Origin of the sequence: Pseudoduganella lurida (assembly GCF_007830455.1) — a bacterium.
GTDB classification, from domain to species: Bacteria; Pseudomonadota; Gammaproteobacteria; order Burkholderiales; family Burkholderiaceae_D; genus Rugamonas; species Rugamonas lurida.
Window position 1 is genome coordinate 68,490 of the sequence record NZ_VLLB01000014.1, and the last position, 14,127, is coordinate 82,616.

Here is a 14,127-nt window from a genome sequence, read left to right on the forward strand (position 1 = left end):
CTCCGGTGGGGGCGAGCGGCAAGGATAACCCGGCCGTTGCGCGAACAGCCATGCAGTGCGGTGCGGCCCGATGCTGCCTGTATAATCGGCGCCTTCACTTCAACCCAAGAGACTCATGGCTTCTTCCAACGATAATGTCAGCATGGCGCTGTTCTGTGATTTCGAGAACGTGGCGCTCGGTGTGCGCGACGCGAACTACGAAAAATTCGACATCAAGCCCGTGCTGGAACGCCTGCTGCTCAAGGGGAGCATCGTGGTCAAGAAGGCCTACTGCGACTGGGACCGCTACAAGGCGTTCAAGGGTTCCATGCACGAGGCGAACTTCGAGCTGATCGAGATTCCGCACGTGCGCATCTCCGGCAAGAACTCGGCCGACATCCGCATGGTCGTCGATGCGCTCGACCTCTGCTACACGAAGGCGCACGTCAACACCTTCGTCATCATCTCCGGCGACTCCGACTTCTCGCCGCTGGTGTCCAAGCTGCGCGAGAACAACAAGAAGGTGATCGGCGTGGGCGTCAAGGATTCCACGTCAGACCTGCTCGTGGCGAACTGCGACGAATTCATCTTCTATGACGACCTGGTGCGCGAAAGCCGCCGCCAGCGCCGCGACGTGCGCGACCAGCAGCAGGCGCCGAAGCGTTCGCCGGAAGAGGAAAAGAAGAAGCGCGAGGAGGGCGACAAGCGCCGCACCGAAGCCGTCGACATCGCCTTCGAGACCTTCGATGCGCTGATCACCGAGCGCGGCGACAGCGGCAAGATCTGGGCCTCCGTGCTGAAGGAGGCGATCAAGCGCCGCAAGCCGGACTTCAACGAGGCCTACTACGGCTTCCGCACGTTCGGCAACCTGCTCGAGGAAATGAAGGCGCGCGGCCTGCTGGAATTCGGCCGTGACGAGAAGTCGGGCGCCTATGTGTACCGCAGCAGCAGCGCGGCCGCGCAGGCCGCCGCCGCCGAACAGTCCGACAGCGACGTGACGGCTGTCGAGCCGGTGGCAGCCGCTCCCGCACATGCACCGTCGCAGGATGGTGCCGAGAAGGGCCGTCGCGGCCGTGGCAATCGTGGCGGCCGCAATCGCCGCAACGGACCGGAAGCGGTGGAGAACGCCGCGCCGCAGGAAGTGGCGGAAGAGGTCTCCGGGCAGTCGAACGACCGCGAGGAGGATGACGAGCCGAACGTCCGCCCGCAGAACGAACGCGAGCTGGACGACGCCACCCCGGCCACCGCCGACCTGGAAGACGACGAAGTGGCGGTGGCGCTGGAATCGGCCGCGGCCGACTACGCCGCCGAGCTGGCGTCCGCCGAGCAGGCGCTGGAAGAGATGGCCCGCGAAGTGCGCGAAACGCGCCGTGCCCGCGCGGCGGCAGCGCAGCCGACGATCGCCGAACAGCTGGCTGCCCTGCCGCAGGACGACGAGCCGGCAGCCGAGGCGCCAGTGGCCGAAGCAGCCGAGCCGGCAGAGGAAGCCGAACCGGCGGACGCTGCACCCGCGAAGCGCAGCCGCACCGGCGCCCGCAAGACGGCCGCTGCCAAGAAGCCGGCGCGCACCAGCAAGGTGGCGAAGGCGGCCGCCGATGCCGCCGAGGCGGTCGATGCCGTGCTGGCAACGCAGCCGGTGGCAGAAGCCCCGGAGGCCGCAACGGAGGTCGTAACCGAGGCCGCCACCGGAGCCGAGCCGGAAGCCCCTGCCGTACCGGCGAAGAAGGCGCGGGCCAGGACGCCATCGCGCAGCAGCCTGCCACGCAAGCCGAAAGCCAAGCCGCAAGGCGACAGCGAAGGCTGATACCCCCGTTGTAGCCACGTGACGGGCCGGCCGATCGACTGCCGGCCCCGTCGCCGGCAATTTACTGCCGGTCCCTTTGCTGCCATACTGCACGTCACAAGAACATTTGGCGGCACGTCCATGGCTATCCTGTCCGACATCACCCTGTACCCGATCAAGTCCTGCGCCGGCATCGCGCTGCGCGAAGCCACGCTCACGCGGGCGGGCCTGATGACGGAGGGGATCTACGACCGCGAATGGATGGTGGTCGATGCCGATGGCAATTACCTCACGCAGCGCGAGCACCCGAAGCTGGCGCTGGTCACGCCGCGCATCAAGGCGAACACGCTGGAGCTGCGCGCGCCCGGCATGCTGCGCCTGGAAATTCCCCTCGGCCTGCCCGATCCGGAATCCGCGCCCGCACGCACCGTGCTGCTGTGGGACCTGTCCTTGAAAGCCTATGACTGCGACGACCTGACGGCGGCGTGGTTCACCAGCTTCCTGGGCCTGCCATGCCGGCTGGTGCGCTTCCATCCGGAAGCCCAGAACCTGGCGAACATGAAGTGGACGGGCGGCGTGGAAGCGCCCACGCTGTTCTCGGACGGCTATCCGGTACTCGTGATCGGCGCCGAATCGCTGCGCGACCTGAACGAGCGGCTGCACAAGGCCGGCCGCGCGCCGCTGCCGATGAACCGGTTCCGGCCCAATCTCGTGGTCGACGGCCTGGGCGCCTACGAGGAAGACTACATCGATACCTTCGACTTCGATGGCGCCGTGCTCAAGCCCGTCAAGCCCTGTCCGCGCTGCCCGATGCCCTCGGTCGACCAGGCCACCGGCACGTTCGGCCCGGACCCGCTGGAGATCCTGCAGTCCTACCGCGCCAAGCCGGAAGTCGATGGCGGCATCTGCTTCGGCATGAACAATATCCTGCTCGAAGGCGAAGGGCAGCGCGTCCACGTGGGCCAGCAGGTCGGCGCCGAGCTGGCTTTCTGAACGGGCGGCCGATGGCGCACACCCTGTACAAGGCTCCCACCGTGGAAGAACTCGCCGCGGACAACGCGGCGCTGCGCGCGCGCATGGCCTACATGCTCGAACAGGCCGAATGCAACCACGCGATCATGATGCGGCACCAGGCGTTCGACCTGGAGATCGTGGGCGCGGCCAGCTTCCCCGACCTGGTGGGCACCATCTTCCGCGCGCTGCCCGTGATCTCGGAGCTGCAGAGCGTCACGCTGTCGCTGGTGGACGAGGATGCCGATATCCGCACGGTGATGGAGCGCCTGGGTGTCGATTTTGCCGCGTTCCCGGACCTGCTGTTCGTGCGCGGCATCGGCGAGCTGGGTTTCGACCTGGGCACGCGCACCGCGCAGTCGGCGGCGCCGAAGCCGCTGCTCGGCATGTTCGACCCGGCGGGCCACACGCGGCAGTTCCCGCAGGGGCCGGCGACACCCGTGGCGCGCCTGCAGAGCGTGGCGATCGTGCCGCTGCTGCGCAATCGCCGCATCATCGGCAGCCTGAACCTGGGCAGCGCCGATCCCACCCGCTTCACGCCCAGCCTGGGCACCGATTTCGTCGAGCACATGGCGTCGATCATCGCGATCTGCCTCGAGAACGTGATCAGCAACGAGATGCTCAAGTACATCGGGCTGACCGATTCGCTCACCGGCGTGTACAACCGCCGCTACATCGACCGGCGCCTGCTGGAAGAGATCGGGCGGGCGCGGCGCCAGGACTACGACATCTCGTTCATGTACATCGACATCGACCACTTCAAGCGCGTCAACGACACGCTGGGCCACCAGGGCGGCGACGAGGTGCTGCGCGAGGTGGCCCACCGCATCAAGGGCGAGCTGCGCCTGTCCGATGCGCTGGCCCGCTTCGGCGGCGAGGAATTCGTGGTGCTGCTGATCGATGCGGACCTGGACAGCGCCGCCTTCGTGGCCGAGCGCATCCGCATCGCCATCTCGGCCTCGATGATCGCGCTGGCACGCGGGCTGCAGGTGTCGATCACGGCCTCGGTGGGCGTGGCCAGCCTGGCCGGCGCCAGCGACGGCGCGCCCGAAGCGGCGGCCCAGGAACTGATCGCCCATGCGGACGAGGCGCTGTACCAGGCCAAGGCCGGCGGGCGTGACCGGGTGGTGCGCTACAGCGCCCACTGAACCGTATCCAAGGAGGCTGCGCGCCATGGCATCACCCACAACCCTGCGGCTTGCCGCCGCCTCGGCACTGCTTGCCGCCACCGCCCATTGCGCCGCGCAGGACGGGGCGCAGGTGCAGGAAAAGCAGGGGCAGGCGAAACCGGTGCCGGGCAGCTGCGGCAAGCCGGAGTGGCCGAAGGAGGCGCTGCGCTTCGAGCAGGAAGGCGAAGTGACGCTGGGCTTCCTGGTCGGCGAACAGGGGACGGTGCGGGAGTCGAAGGTCGTCACCTCCAGCGGCTTCCCGCTGCTGGACAGCTCCGCGCGCACCGCTTTGGGCAACTGCCGCTTCACGCCGGCCACCGAAGGCGGCAAGGCCGTGGCGGCATGGACGCAGATGAAGTTCGCCTGGACGCTGACCAAGGCCGCACCCACCGCGCTGGAGCGGACCTATGCCACGGGCGGCACGGACATCAAGGAAATGGTGGCCGGCATGGCCGACCGGGGCGAGGCGCCGGCGATCGTGGAACTGACGAAGGCAGCGGTGCGTGGCGACGCGGCGGCGCAGTCATGGATGGGCGCGCGCTACGCGGCGGGCAAGGACGTGCCGCGCGATGCGCTGGCAGCCGCCACCTGGTACGGTAGGGCGGCGGCCGGCGGCGACAGGCGCGCCGCGGCCAGCCTGGCGCGCCTGCAGGAGGCCGAGCCGTCGCTGGTTCCCGCTACCCCCGCGGCTGCAGCGCAATGACGGCCATGCCGGCCAGCGCCAGCACGGCGCCGGCCGCATCCCAGCGCGTCAGCGCGATGCCATCCACGTAGCGCAGCCACAGCAGCGCCACGGCGATGTACATGCCGCCATACGCGGCGTAGGTGCGGCCCGCTGCGGTGGGATGCAGCGTGAGCAGCCAGGCAAACAGGATCAGCGACAGCGCCGCCGGCGCCAGCAGCCAGGCGCTGCGGCCGCCCTTCAGCACCAGCCAGGGCAGGTAGCAGCCCACGATCTCGGCCAGCGCCGTCAGCGCGAACAGGCCCGCCACCCGCAGCATTTCCACCCCGTTCAATCGAGCAGCAGGGCTTCGGCCCTGGCCACCACCTGCGCGCTGCCGCGCAGCACGATCACGTCGCCGGCCGCCAGCAGGGTGTCCGGCGTGATCTCGAGCCGGTTCCTGCCGCGGCGGATGGCCGTGACTTCCGCTTCGTCCGTGTCCACCTCGGCCAGCGGCTTGCCGACGGCGCCGGCGCCTTCCGGCAGCGTGACCGTGTGCAGGCGCGCCATCTCCGCATCGTCGCCCACGTCGCTGATGCCGTGGAAGTAGCCGCGCAGCGAGGCATAGCGCTCCTCGCGCGCGGCCTGTACGCGGTGTACCACGCGGCGCAGCGGCACGCCCAGCATCACCAGCGCGTGCGAGGCCAGCATCAGGCTGCCCTCCATCGATTCCGGCACCACCTCGGCGGCACCGGCGGCGCGCAGGCGGTCCAGGTCCGAATCGTCGTGGCTGCGCACGATCACGGGCAGCGTGGGCGCCAGTTCATGTACCAGGTGCAGCACCTTCAGCGCGGAAGGCGTGCTGGCGAACGTGATCACGATGGCGCTGGCGCGGTAGATGCCCGCCGCCACCAGGCTTTCGCGCCGGCCCGCATCGCCGTAGGAGACATGCGCGCCGCCCGATTGTGCTTCCTGCACGCGCGTGGGATCCATGTCCAGCGCGTGGTAGTCGATGCCTTCCTCGCGCAGCAGCGTGGCCAGGCCCTGGCCGCTGCGGCCGAAGCCGGCCACGATCACGTGCTTCTGCGTGGACATGGTGCGCGCCGCGATCTTGGTCAGGTTCAGCGACTGCATCATCCATTCGTTGCTGGAGAACTTCAGCACCAGCCGGTCGGCATGCTCGATCAGGAAGGGCGCGGCCAGCATCGACAGCACCATCGCCGCCAGCACCACCTGCGTGACGAACGGGTCGACCAGCTGCACGCCGCCGGCCACGTTGAGCAGCACGAAGCCGAATTCGCCGGCCTGCGCCAGCCCCAGGCCGGTGCGCATGGCCACGCCGTCCGAGGCGCCGAACAGCTTGGCCAGGCCGGCGATCAGCGCGAACTTGAGCAGCACGGGCAGCACCAGCAGCACCAGCACGAGCCACCAGTTGTCCAGTACCACGCGCACGTTGAGCAGCATGCCGATGGTGATGAAGAACAGCCCGAGGAGCACGTCGCGGAACGGCTTGATGTCTTCTTCCACCTGGTGGCGGTATTCCGTCTCCGAGATCAGCATGCCGGCCACGAAGGCGCCCAGCGCCAGCGACAGGCCGGCGCGTTCGGTGATCCACGCGGCGCCCAGCGTGATCAGCAGCAGGTTCAGCATGAACAGCTCCTGCGACTGGCGCTTGACGACGATGGTGAACCAGCCGCGCATCAGCTTCTGTCCCAGGAACAGCAGCAGCACGAGCACCAGGATCGCCTTCACGGCGGCCCAGCCGAGCGTGACGAGCAGGTTGTCCGGACTTTTCGCCAGCGCGGGAATCATGATCAGCAGCGGCACCACGGCCAGGTCCTGGAACAGCAGGATGCCGATGATCTTGCGGCCGTGTTCCGCTTCGAGCTCGAGACGCTCGGTGAGCATCTTGACGACGATCGCGGTGGACGACATGGCCAGCGCGCCGCCCAGCGCCAGCGAAGCCTGCCAGGTGATGTGGATGTAGGACGGCAGCAGGTAGGCGATCAGCCAGCCGAACACGATGGTGGCGACGATCGTCAGCACCACCTGCGCGAGCCCGAGGCCGAACACGTCGCCCCGCATCGCCTTGAGCTTGGGCAGCGAGAATTCCAGGCCGATGGAGAACATCAGGAACACCACGCCGAATTCGGCCAGCGCGTGGGTCGAGTGGTTGTCGCTGGCCAGGCCCAGCGCATGAGGGCCGATCAGGATGCCGACGGCCAGGTAGCCGAGCATCGGCGGCAGGTGCAGCATGCGGAAGGCCACCACGCCCAGGACGGCACTGCCAAGCAGCAGCAGGGTCAGTTCAAGCGGGGAAAACACGGGGCTCCGCCGGTGGGTACGGCAGTGGGGAAGACGGCAAGCGCTGGCGGGAGACGGTTCGTAACATCTGGCAAGTTTTTTGCTTTCCCAATTCGGCTATACTTTCGGCATGAGTGTAACATTCGGAAAAACAATGCTGAAAGCCTTTGATACAACAACTGCCGGCCGCGCCCTGCAACTGGCGCGCGAGGCGCTGCAGATCGAGGCCGATGCGCTGGTGGCGCTGCATGCGCGCCTGGCAACCGACGAAAGCGTGGGCAAGGCCGTGTCCCTGCTGCTGAACTGCAAGGGCAGGGTGGTGGTCTCCGGCATCGGCAAGTCCGGCCACATCGGCCGCAAGATCGCCGCCACGCTGGCCTCCACGGGCACGCCGGCCCTGTTCGTGCACCCGGCCGAAGCGGCGCACGGGGACCTGGGCATGGTCACGCCGGATGATGCGTTCATCGCGATCTCCTATTCCGGCGAAAGCACCGAACTGATGGCGATCCTGCCGGTGGTGAAACGCATGGGCGGCCTGGTGATCTCGATGACGGGCAAGCCGGACTCGAGCTTGGCGCGCCTGGCCGATGTGCACCTGGACGTGTCGGTGGCGAAGGAAGCCTGCCCGATGAACCTGGCGCCCACGGCATCGACCACCGTCACGCTGGCGCTGGGCGACGCGATCGCCGTGGCGCTGCTGGACCTGCGCGGCTTCAAGGAAGAAGACTTCGCCCGCTCGCACCCGGGCGGCGCGCTGGGCCGCCGCCTGCTCACGCACGTGCGCGACATCATGCGCACCGGCGACGCCATCCCCGCCGTCACCACGGCCACGCGCCTGCCGGACGCGCTGCTGCAGATCACGCAGAAGGGCATGGGCATGACGGCGGTCGTCGATGACGATTACCACGTGGCCGGCGTGTTCACGGACGGCGACCTGCGCCGCATGATCGACAAGGTGCAGGATTTCAGCCAGGTCGTCATCGGCGACGTGATGCATGCGAACCCGCGCACGATCGGGCCGGACCAGCTGGCCGTCGATGCGGTGGCCGTGATGGAAGAGCACCGCATCAACCAGATGCTGGTCGTCGACGACGGCGGCAAACTGGTGGGCGCGCTGCACATCCACGACCTCACCCGCGCGAAGGTGATCTGATGGCCGCGCAATTTGACGTGCAGAACTTGGAACGGGCCGCGAAAGTGAAGCTGTTCATCTTCGACGTGGACGGCGTGCTGACGGACGGCAGCCTGCACTACGGCGCCGAAGGCGAAGCGTTCAAGACCTTCAACGTTCACGACGGCCTGGGCATCAAGCTGCTGCAGGAATCCGGCGTGCTCACGTCCATCATCAGCGCGCGCCGCTCGCCGCAGGTGACGGCGCGCGCGAAGGACCTGGCGATCGAGTTCGTGCACCAGGGCGGCCACGACAAGCTCACGCCGTTCAAGGCGCTGCTGGCGCAGTTGAACCTCAGCGAAGAGCAGGTGGCGTTCATCGGCGACGATGTCGTCGACATCCCGATCCTGTCGCGCGTGGGCTTCGCCATCGGCGTGCCGAACGGCCGGCCGGAAGTGCTGTCGCGCGTGCACCATGTGACGGCACATGCGGGTGGGCGTGGCGCCGTGCGCGAGGCCTGCGAATTCGTCATGCGCGCCCAGGGCACCTACGACCGCGTGCTGACGCAGTTCCTGGGCTGAAAGGAGACATCATGCGCAACCAACGTGTCGCCCACCGCTACCGCCTGTCCATCGGCATGGTCCTCGCGCTGTTCGCGGCGCTGGGCAGCTTCTGGCTGGTGGAACTCTTGAACCGCTCCGGCGACGAGATGCAGGCCGGGATCAAGATCGACGAGCCCGACTACATCGTCGAGGGCTTCTCGTTCGTGCGCATGACGAAGACGGGCCAGCCCAGCTACATCATTTCCGGCGACCGGCTGACGCACCATCCGGCGGACGACTCGTCGGACATCGACAAGCCGGTGGTGCGCAGCCTGGGCGCCGAGCGCGCGCCGATGGACATCCATGCCGAGAAGGCGCGGGTGGACCAGGACAACACGCGCGTGACGCTGACGGAAAAGGTGCGCATCCACCGCGCCGCGCAGGCCGGGTCGCAGGAGATGCGCCTGAACAGCGAGGCGCTCACCGTGTTCCCGGACGAGGACCGCATCGAGACCGACCAGCCCGTGCAGGTGCAGGTGGGCGATGCGACGGCCACCGGCACCGGCCTGCGGGCCAACAACGCCACCGGACAGATCAACCTGGCGGGGCGCGGTACCCTGGTGGTGCCGCCGCGTGCAAGATAACAGCATCCATATAGGAATCGAGATGAAGAAGATCATATTGTCGGCAGCGCTTCTGCTGGGCGTGGCGGGCTTCGCCGCCGCCGAGAAGGCCGACTCGTACCAGAAGACCGAACTGAAATACGGCAAGCTCGATATCGACGACGTACGCCAGATCTACACGGCGACGGACGACGTGCAGGTCACGCGCGGCACGCTGCTCATGAAGGCCGACAAGGCCGTCGTCAACTACACGCCGGAGGGCTACCAGATCGTGACGCTGACGGGCACCGGCAAGAAGGTCACGTTCCGCCAGAAGCGCGACGGCGAAGGCGACCAGTGGATGGAAGGCGAGGCCGACCGCATCGAATACGACGAGCGGGCCGAACTCGTGAAGCTGTACTCGCGCGCCAAGATCCGCCGCCTGGAAGGCAAGAAGCCGAGCGACGAGGTGGAAGGCGAATTCATTTCCTACGACAGCCGCAAGGAGTTCTTCAGCGTGCGCAACACGAATACGGGCGTCGACAAGCCGGGCGCGGGTCGCGGCACGATGATCATCCAGCCGAAGCGCGTGGAACCTGCCGGCGCCGCACCGGCTCCGGCACCGACGGGCGGGCAATAGGATGGCGGCCACGATGGCAGAGACCAGGCAAGGGGCCGCCCAGGTGGCGGAAGGCAGCACGCTGATCGTGCGCGGCCTGCAGAAGAGCTACGGCAAGCGCCAGGTGGTGCACGACGTGTCGCTGCAGGTGGCGTGCGGCGAGGTGGTGGGCCTGCTCGGGCCGAACGGCGCGGGCAAGACCACGTCGTTCTACATGATCGTGGGGCTGGTCGCCTCCGACGCGGGCACCATCGACATCAGCGGCACGGACATCTCCAGCCTGCCGATCCACCAGCGCGCCACGCTCGGCCTGTCCTACCTGCCGCAGGAAGCCTCCGTGTTCCGCAAGTTGACGGTGCAGGACAATATCCGCGCCGTGCTGGAAATCCAGCGCGACGAGAACGGCAAGCGGCTGTCGAAGGCGCAGATCGACGAGCGGCTGAATGGCCTGCTGGCCGACCTGCAGATCGAGAAGCTGCGCGAGAACACGGCGCTGTCGCTGTCCGGCGGTGAACGGCGGCGCGTGGAGATCGCGCGCGCGCTGGCCACCAATCCCCGCTTCGTGCTGCTCGACGAACCGTTCGCCGGCGTCGATCCCATCGCCGTCATCGAGATCCAGCGGATCGTGCGTTTCCTCAAGGAGCGCGGCATCGGTGTGTTGATCACGGATCATAATGTGCGGGAAACGCTCGGCATCTGCGATCGCGCGTATATCATCAACCAGGGCAGCGTACTGGCTTCCGGCCGGCCCGACGACATCATCGCCGACGAATCGGTACGCCGCGTCTATCTCGGTGAACACTTCCGCATGTAACTTGCAACCAGGCGCCCATGAAACAGTCTTTGCAGCTACGCACCTCGCAGCACCTGGCGCTGACTCCCCAGCTGCAGCAGTCGATCCGGCTGCTGCAGCTCTCCACGCTGGAGCTGCACCAGGAACTCGAACAGCTGCTGACCGATAACCCGCTGCTGGAGCGGCTCGACGATCCGCTCGACCGTTCCGTGCGGCTGCTGGGCGATGGCGCCATCAACCAGGCGCCGGCCACGCCGGACGCACCGGCAGAGAATGCGCCGCCGCAGGAAGGGGCCACGCCGGCCGAACCGGAAGCCTATGATGGTGCCGGCGACAGCAACGAAGGTGGCGCCGACAGCGACTGGAGCAGCGCCGGCAGCGGCAAGGGCCCGGACGATGATGATTCCCGTCCCCAGCTCGAAGCGGGCGGGCGCAGCCTGCGCGAACACCTGATGGAGCAGATGCGCGTCACCGTGCAGCCGCCGCGCGACCGCGCGCTGGTGGAACTCATCATCGATGCGCTGGACGACAACGGCTACCTGGAAGAGAGCCTGGAGGAGATCCACGCGCGCCTGCCGGAAGAGCTGGAGATCGATGCGGACGAGCTGCGCACGGCCCTCAAGCTGCTGCAGAGCTTCGACCCGGTGGGCATCGGCGCGCGCGACGCCTCCGAATGCCTGGCGCTGCAGATCCGGCGCATGCCCGGCGTGCCGCTGGTCACGCGGCGCATGGCGCTGTGCATCGTCGAAAAACACCTGCAATGGTTCGCGCAGCGCGACTTCAATAAGCTGAAAAAGGCGCTCGACTGCGACGACGAAGACCTGCGCGAGGCCCAGGCCGTGATCCGCCAGTGCAATCCGCATCCGGGCGCCGCCTACGCGGCGGACGTGTCAGACTATGTCGTACCCGATGTGGTGGTGAAGAAAGGGCGCAACGGCTGGATCGTCACGCTGAACAATGACGTGATGCCCCGCCTGCGCGTCAACGCGCTGTATGCCAGCCTGCTGAAGCAGGGCAAGGGCGAAACGCAGATGAATGCCCAGCTGCAAGAAGCAAAGTGGCTGATCAAGAATATGCGCCAGCGTTTCGACACGATCCTCCGGGTAGCGCAGGCCATCGTCGAGCGGCAGAAGAACTTTTTCTCGCACGGGGCGGTGGCCATGAGACCCCTTGTACTGCGTGAGATAGCTGATACACTGGGCCTGCACGAGAGCACGATCTCTCGGGTAACCACTCAGAAATACATGCTGACCCCGCATGGCATGTTCGAGTTGAAGTATTTTTTTGGCAGCCACGTCGCCACCGAAGCGGGCGGTGAAGCCTCTTCCACAGCGATCCGTGCGCTGATCGTGCAATTCACAGGAGCCGAAGACCCGAAGAACCCTTTATCCGACAGCAAGATTGCGGACATGCTGGGTGAACAAGGCATGGTGATTGCGCGGCGCACAGTTGCCAAATATCGCGAAGCATTGAAAATTCCCCCTGTCAGCCTCCGCAAGTCTCTGTAAAGACCTGGGTTCCTCTGCGCCGCCCCTCCACGGGCGGACTCCGCATGAACCTGCAATATCTTCTTTAGGAGTGTGTATGAATCTGACCATCAGCGGACACCACATCGACGTCACCCCAGCCATTCGCGAATACGTGCAGAACAAGCTGGAACGCGTGAGGCGCCACTTCGATCAGCTGATCGACGTAAGTGTGATCCTGAGTGTAGATAACCTCACCGAGAAAGAGAAAAGGCAGAAAGCCGAAATCAACCTGCGCATGTCGGGGAAAACGGTGTTCGTCGAAAGCGCCGCACAGGATCTGTATGCAGCCATCGACACGCTGATCGACAAGCTGGACCGCCAGGTCATGAAGCACAAGGACAAAGTGCAGAACCACAACCATGAGTGCCTCAAGCACCTCGCCGAGATCGAGACACCGGCACCGGCCGCATGATGGCCGCCTGATGGGCACATGAGGCAGGCTGCAAGAATACAAGGGCGCGCAAGGCGCCCTTTATTATTGGCGCTGTTCCGCGGCCGTTGGACGTTTTCCGCACCCGTCAGCACGATCGTTCGGCCGCTGCGCCCGCTCTCCGTTCCATGCGGAATGGCACCTCGCGTGCAAAGGCGCGATCCTACGCCGCACTGTCCCTGCCTGTTCGCGGCACCCGGCGCGCCGTGCATGGCCTAGAATGGGGCCATAACAAAGATCCGGAGACACCATGAGCGAACACGTGCACACGAAGGTCCGCAACGGGACCGGCTTCATCACGCTCGACCGTCCGAAGGCGCTCAACTCGCTCACGCTGGAGATGCTGCGCGCGCTCGCCGGCACGCTGCAGCGCTGGCGCGACGACGAGGCCATCGCCGCCGTCGTGCTGCGCAGCGCCACCGACAAGGCCCTGTGCGCGGGCGGCGACATCCGCTTCCTGCATGCCGCCGGCAGTGCCACGCCCCGCAGCGGCAGCGCGCTGCTGGAGGATTTCTTCACCGAGGAATACGCGCTCAATCACCTGGTCCACTGTTTCCCGAAGCCCTATGTGGCGCTGATGGATGGCGTGGTGATGGGCGGCGGCATGGGCATCTCGCAATGCGGGCCGCAGTCCGGCGTGCGCATCGTCACGCACCGCACGCGCATGGCCATGCCGGAGGTGAACATCGGCATGTTTCCGGACGTGGGCGGCAGCTATTTCCTGTCGCGCGTGCCGGGCCGGCTCGGCATGTATCTGGCGCTGACGGCATCGGCGATCGGCGCCGCGGATGCGCTGTATTGCGGGCTCGCCGACCATTACCTGCCCGAAGCCGAACTGCCATTGCTGGCGGACCTGATCGGCTCCACCTCCGGCGCCGGCCTGCGGGAGGCGGTGGGGCTGTTCGCCCGCCCGTCCCGCGAGGATGCCGGCCCTTCCGAACTCGCGCAGCACCGCGAGCTGATCGACCTGCACTTCGGGCAGGACTCCGTGGCCGCGATCGAACGTTCGCTGCGGCGCGACGATCATCCGTTTGCGCAGCGCGCGCTGGCCGCCATGCGGCAGCGTTCCCCCATGATGATGCGCGTGACATTCGAGATGCTGCAGCGTGGCGCCACGCTGGGCATCGCAGACTGCCTGCGCATGGAACGGGGCCTGGTGCGCCGCACGTTCGAGCACGGTGACGTGATCGAGGGCGTGCGCGCGCTGGCGATCGACAAGGACCAGGCGCCGCGCTGGAACCCCGCGTCGCTCGAAGAGGTCACGGACGAAATGGTGGCGCGGTTCTTCGAGCCGGTGTGGCCCGCGTGGGCGCATCCGCTGCGGGACCTGAAGTAAGCCGGCAGATTTACAGTCGATGAAGTACCGCCGACGTTTGCGCACCGGGGGCTGTTCCCGGTAAGTGCTGGCCCAGGCGTCAATCGCTGGCGTTGGCCAGGGGACTGACCCCAGCCTTTCGCTTGCGTGACGACTGCCCCAGCCCTGCTCGCGATGGCGCAGACGGGGTTTCGGCGAGCGCAGCTCGTTGCCGCCGCAGCAGTGCGCGCCTGCCAGCGCGCACTCCTTGCACATCAAGCTTGTTCTCTGTGGCGCAGG

The 14,127-nt window shown here is 66.9% G+C and carries 14 protein-coding genes; 12 read left to right on the forward strand and 2 right to left on the reverse strand.

Annotated features, from left to right (window positions below; all coding sequences use genetic code 11):
* Window positions 1–115: 115 nt before the first annotated feature.
* From IP91_RS25030 to IP91_RS25045, 4 genes are all read left to right on the forward strand, one after another.
* Window positions 116–1,783: an NYN domain-containing protein gene (locus IP91_RS25030; RefSeq protein WP_145653168.1), complete on the forward strand. Its 1,668-nt coding sequence runs from the start codon at window positions 116–118 to the stop codon at window positions 1,781–1,783.
* A gap of 120 nt (window positions 1,784–1,903) precedes the next feature.
* On the forward strand, window positions 1,904–2,755 hold the full coding sequence (locus tag IP91_RS25035) for an MOSC domain-containing protein (RefSeq protein WP_145653170.1): 852 nt from the start codon (window positions 1,904–1,906) through the stop codon (window positions 2,753–2,755).
* An 11-nt stretch (window positions 2,756–2,766) separates the two neighbouring features.
* Window positions 2,767–3,921, forward strand: a complete 1,155-nt coding sequence (locus IP91_RS25040; RefSeq protein WP_145653172.1) for a GGDEF domain-containing protein — start codon at window positions 2,767–2,769, stop codon at window positions 3,919–3,921.
* 25 nt (window positions 3,922–3,946) lie between these two features.
* Window positions 3,947–4,645, forward strand: a complete 699-nt coding sequence (locus IP91_RS25045) for an energy transducer TonB (RefSeq protein WP_145653174.1) — start codon at window positions 3,947–3,949, stop codon at window positions 4,643–4,645.
* On the opposite strand, the gene IP91_RS25050 is transcribed toward IP91_RS25045, so the two are convergent.
* Both IP91_RS25050 and IP91_RS25055 read right to left on the reverse strand, forming a co-directional pair.
* Window positions 4,620–4,943 (reverse strand): YnfA family protein, encoded by a 324-nt coding sequence (locus IP91_RS25050; RefSeq protein WP_145653203.1) that lies wholly within the window; start codon window positions 4,941–4,943, stop codon window positions 4,620–4,622. The genes IP91_RS25045 and IP91_RS25050 overlap by 26 nt on opposite strands.
* Window positions 4,944–4,954: 11 nt before the next feature.
* Window positions 4,955–6,928, reverse strand: a complete 1,974-nt coding sequence (locus tag IP91_RS25055; protein ID WP_145653176.1) for a monovalent cation:proton antiporter family protein — start codon at window positions 6,926–6,928, stop codon at window positions 4,955–4,957.
* Between the two features lie 133 nt (window positions 6,929–7,061).
* Between IP91_RS25055 and IP91_RS25060 the strand changes: the two genes are divergently transcribed.
* From IP91_RS25060 to IP91_RS25095, 8 genes are all read left to right on the forward strand, one after another.
* Window positions 7,062–8,060 carry a KpsF/GutQ family sugar-phosphate isomerase gene (locus tag IP91_RS25060; RefSeq protein WP_145653178.1) on the forward strand — a complete coding sequence of 333 codons (999 nt, stop codon included), beginning with the start codon at window positions 7,062–7,064 and terminating at the stop codon, window positions 8,058–8,060.
* The gene (locus IP91_RS25065) at window positions 8,060–8,599 is read left to right on the forward strand and encodes a KdsC family phosphatase (RefSeq protein ID WP_145653180.1); all 540 of its coding nucleotides are present in this window, start codon (window positions 8,060–8,062) and stop codon (window positions 8,597–8,599) included. The genes IP91_RS25060 and IP91_RS25065 overlap by 1 nt, the downstream gene beginning before the upstream one ends.
* An 11-nt stretch (window positions 8,600–8,610) precedes the next feature.
* A complete protein-coding gene (gene lptC, locus IP91_RS25070; RefSeq protein WP_145653182.1) occupies window positions 8,611–9,204 on the forward strand; it encodes an LPS export ABC transporter periplasmic protein LptC in 594 nt (197 codons plus the stop codon).
* Window positions 9,205–9,226: 22 nt separating this feature from the next.
* Complete coding sequence (lptA, locus tag IP91_RS25075) at window positions 9,227–9,802, forward strand: lipopolysaccharide transport periplasmic protein LptA (protein ID WP_145653185.1); 576 nt, start codon at window positions 9,227–9,229, stop codon at window positions 9,800–9,802.
* Window positions 9,803–9,815: 13 nt separating this feature from the next.
* The gene (lptB, locus tag IP91_RS25080) at window positions 9,816–10,595 is read left to right on the forward strand and encodes an LPS export ABC transporter ATP-binding protein (RefSeq protein ID WP_145653187.1); all 780 of its coding nucleotides are present in this window, start codon (window positions 9,816–9,818) and stop codon (window positions 10,593–10,595) included.
* A 17-nt stretch (window positions 10,596–10,612) separates the two neighbouring features.
* On the forward strand, window positions 10,613–12,082 hold the full coding sequence (locus IP91_RS25085) for an RNA polymerase factor sigma-54 (protein ID WP_145653189.1): 1,470 nt from the start codon (window positions 10,613–10,615) through the stop codon (window positions 12,080–12,082).
* Between the two features lie 76 nt (window positions 12,083–12,158).
* A complete protein-coding gene (gene hpf, locus IP91_RS25090; protein WP_145653191.1) occupies window positions 12,159–12,515 on the forward strand; it encodes a ribosome hibernation-promoting factor, HPF/YfiA family in 357 nt (118 codons plus the stop codon).
* Window positions 12,516–12,783: 268 nt separating this feature from the next.
* The gene (locus IP91_RS25095; protein ID WP_145653193.1) at window positions 12,784–13,869 is read left to right on the forward strand and encodes an enoyl-CoA hydratase/isomerase family protein; all 1,086 of its coding nucleotides are present in this window, start codon (window positions 12,784–12,786) and stop codon (window positions 13,867–13,869) included.
* Window positions 13,870–14,127 lie beyond the last annotated feature (258 nt).

Excerpts from the sequence above, each read along its gene's own strand:
- IP91_RS25030 (WP_145653168.1), top strand. The coding sequence starts at position 116 with ATGGCTTCTTCCAACGATAATGTCAGCATGGCGCTGTTCTGTGATTTC.
- IP91_RS25035 (WP_145653170.1), top strand. The coding sequence starts at position 1,904 with ATGGCTATCCTGTCCGACATCACCCTGTACCCGATCAAGTCCTGCGCC.
- IP91_RS25040 (WP_145653172.1), top strand. The coding sequence starts at position 2,767 with ATGGCGCACACCCTGTACAAGGCTCCCACCGTGGAAGAACTCGCCGCG.
- IP91_RS25045 (WP_145653174.1), top strand. The coding sequence starts at position 3,947 with ATGGCATCACCCACAACCCTGCGGCTTGCCGCCGCCTCGGCACTGCTT.
- IP91_RS25050 (WP_145653203.1), bottom strand. The coding sequence starts at position 4,943 with ATGCTGCGGGTGGCGGGCCTGTTCGCGCTGACGGCGCTGGCCGAGATC.
- IP91_RS25060 (WP_145653178.1), top strand. The coding sequence starts at position 7,062 with ATGCTGAAAGCCTTTGATACAACAACTGCCGGCCGCGCCCTGCAACTG.
- IP91_RS25065 (WP_145653180.1), top strand. The coding sequence starts at position 8,060 with ATGGCCGCGCAATTTGACGTGCAGAACTTGGAACGGGCCGCGAAAGTG.
- lptC (WP_145653182.1), top strand. The coding sequence starts at position 8,611 with ATGCGCAACCAACGTGTCGCCCACCGCTACCGCCTGTCCATCGGCATG.
- lptA (WP_145653185.1), top strand. The coding sequence starts at position 9,227 with ATGAAGAAGATCATATTGTCGGCAGCGCTTCTGCTGGGCGTGGCGGGC.
- lptB (WP_145653187.1), top strand. The coding sequence starts at position 9,816 with ATGGCAGAGACCAGGCAAGGGGCCGCCCAGGTGGCGGAAGGCAGCACG.
- IP91_RS25085 (WP_145653189.1), top strand. The coding sequence starts at position 10,613 with ATGAAACAGTCTTTGCAGCTACGCACCTCGCAGCACCTGGCGCTGACT.
- hpf (WP_145653191.1), top strand. The coding sequence starts at position 12,159 with ATGAATCTGACCATCAGCGGACACCACATCGACGTCACCCCAGCCATT.
- IP91_RS25095 (WP_145653193.1), top strand. The coding sequence starts at position 12,784 with ATGAGCGAACACGTGCACACGAAGGTCCGCAACGGGACCGGCTTCATC.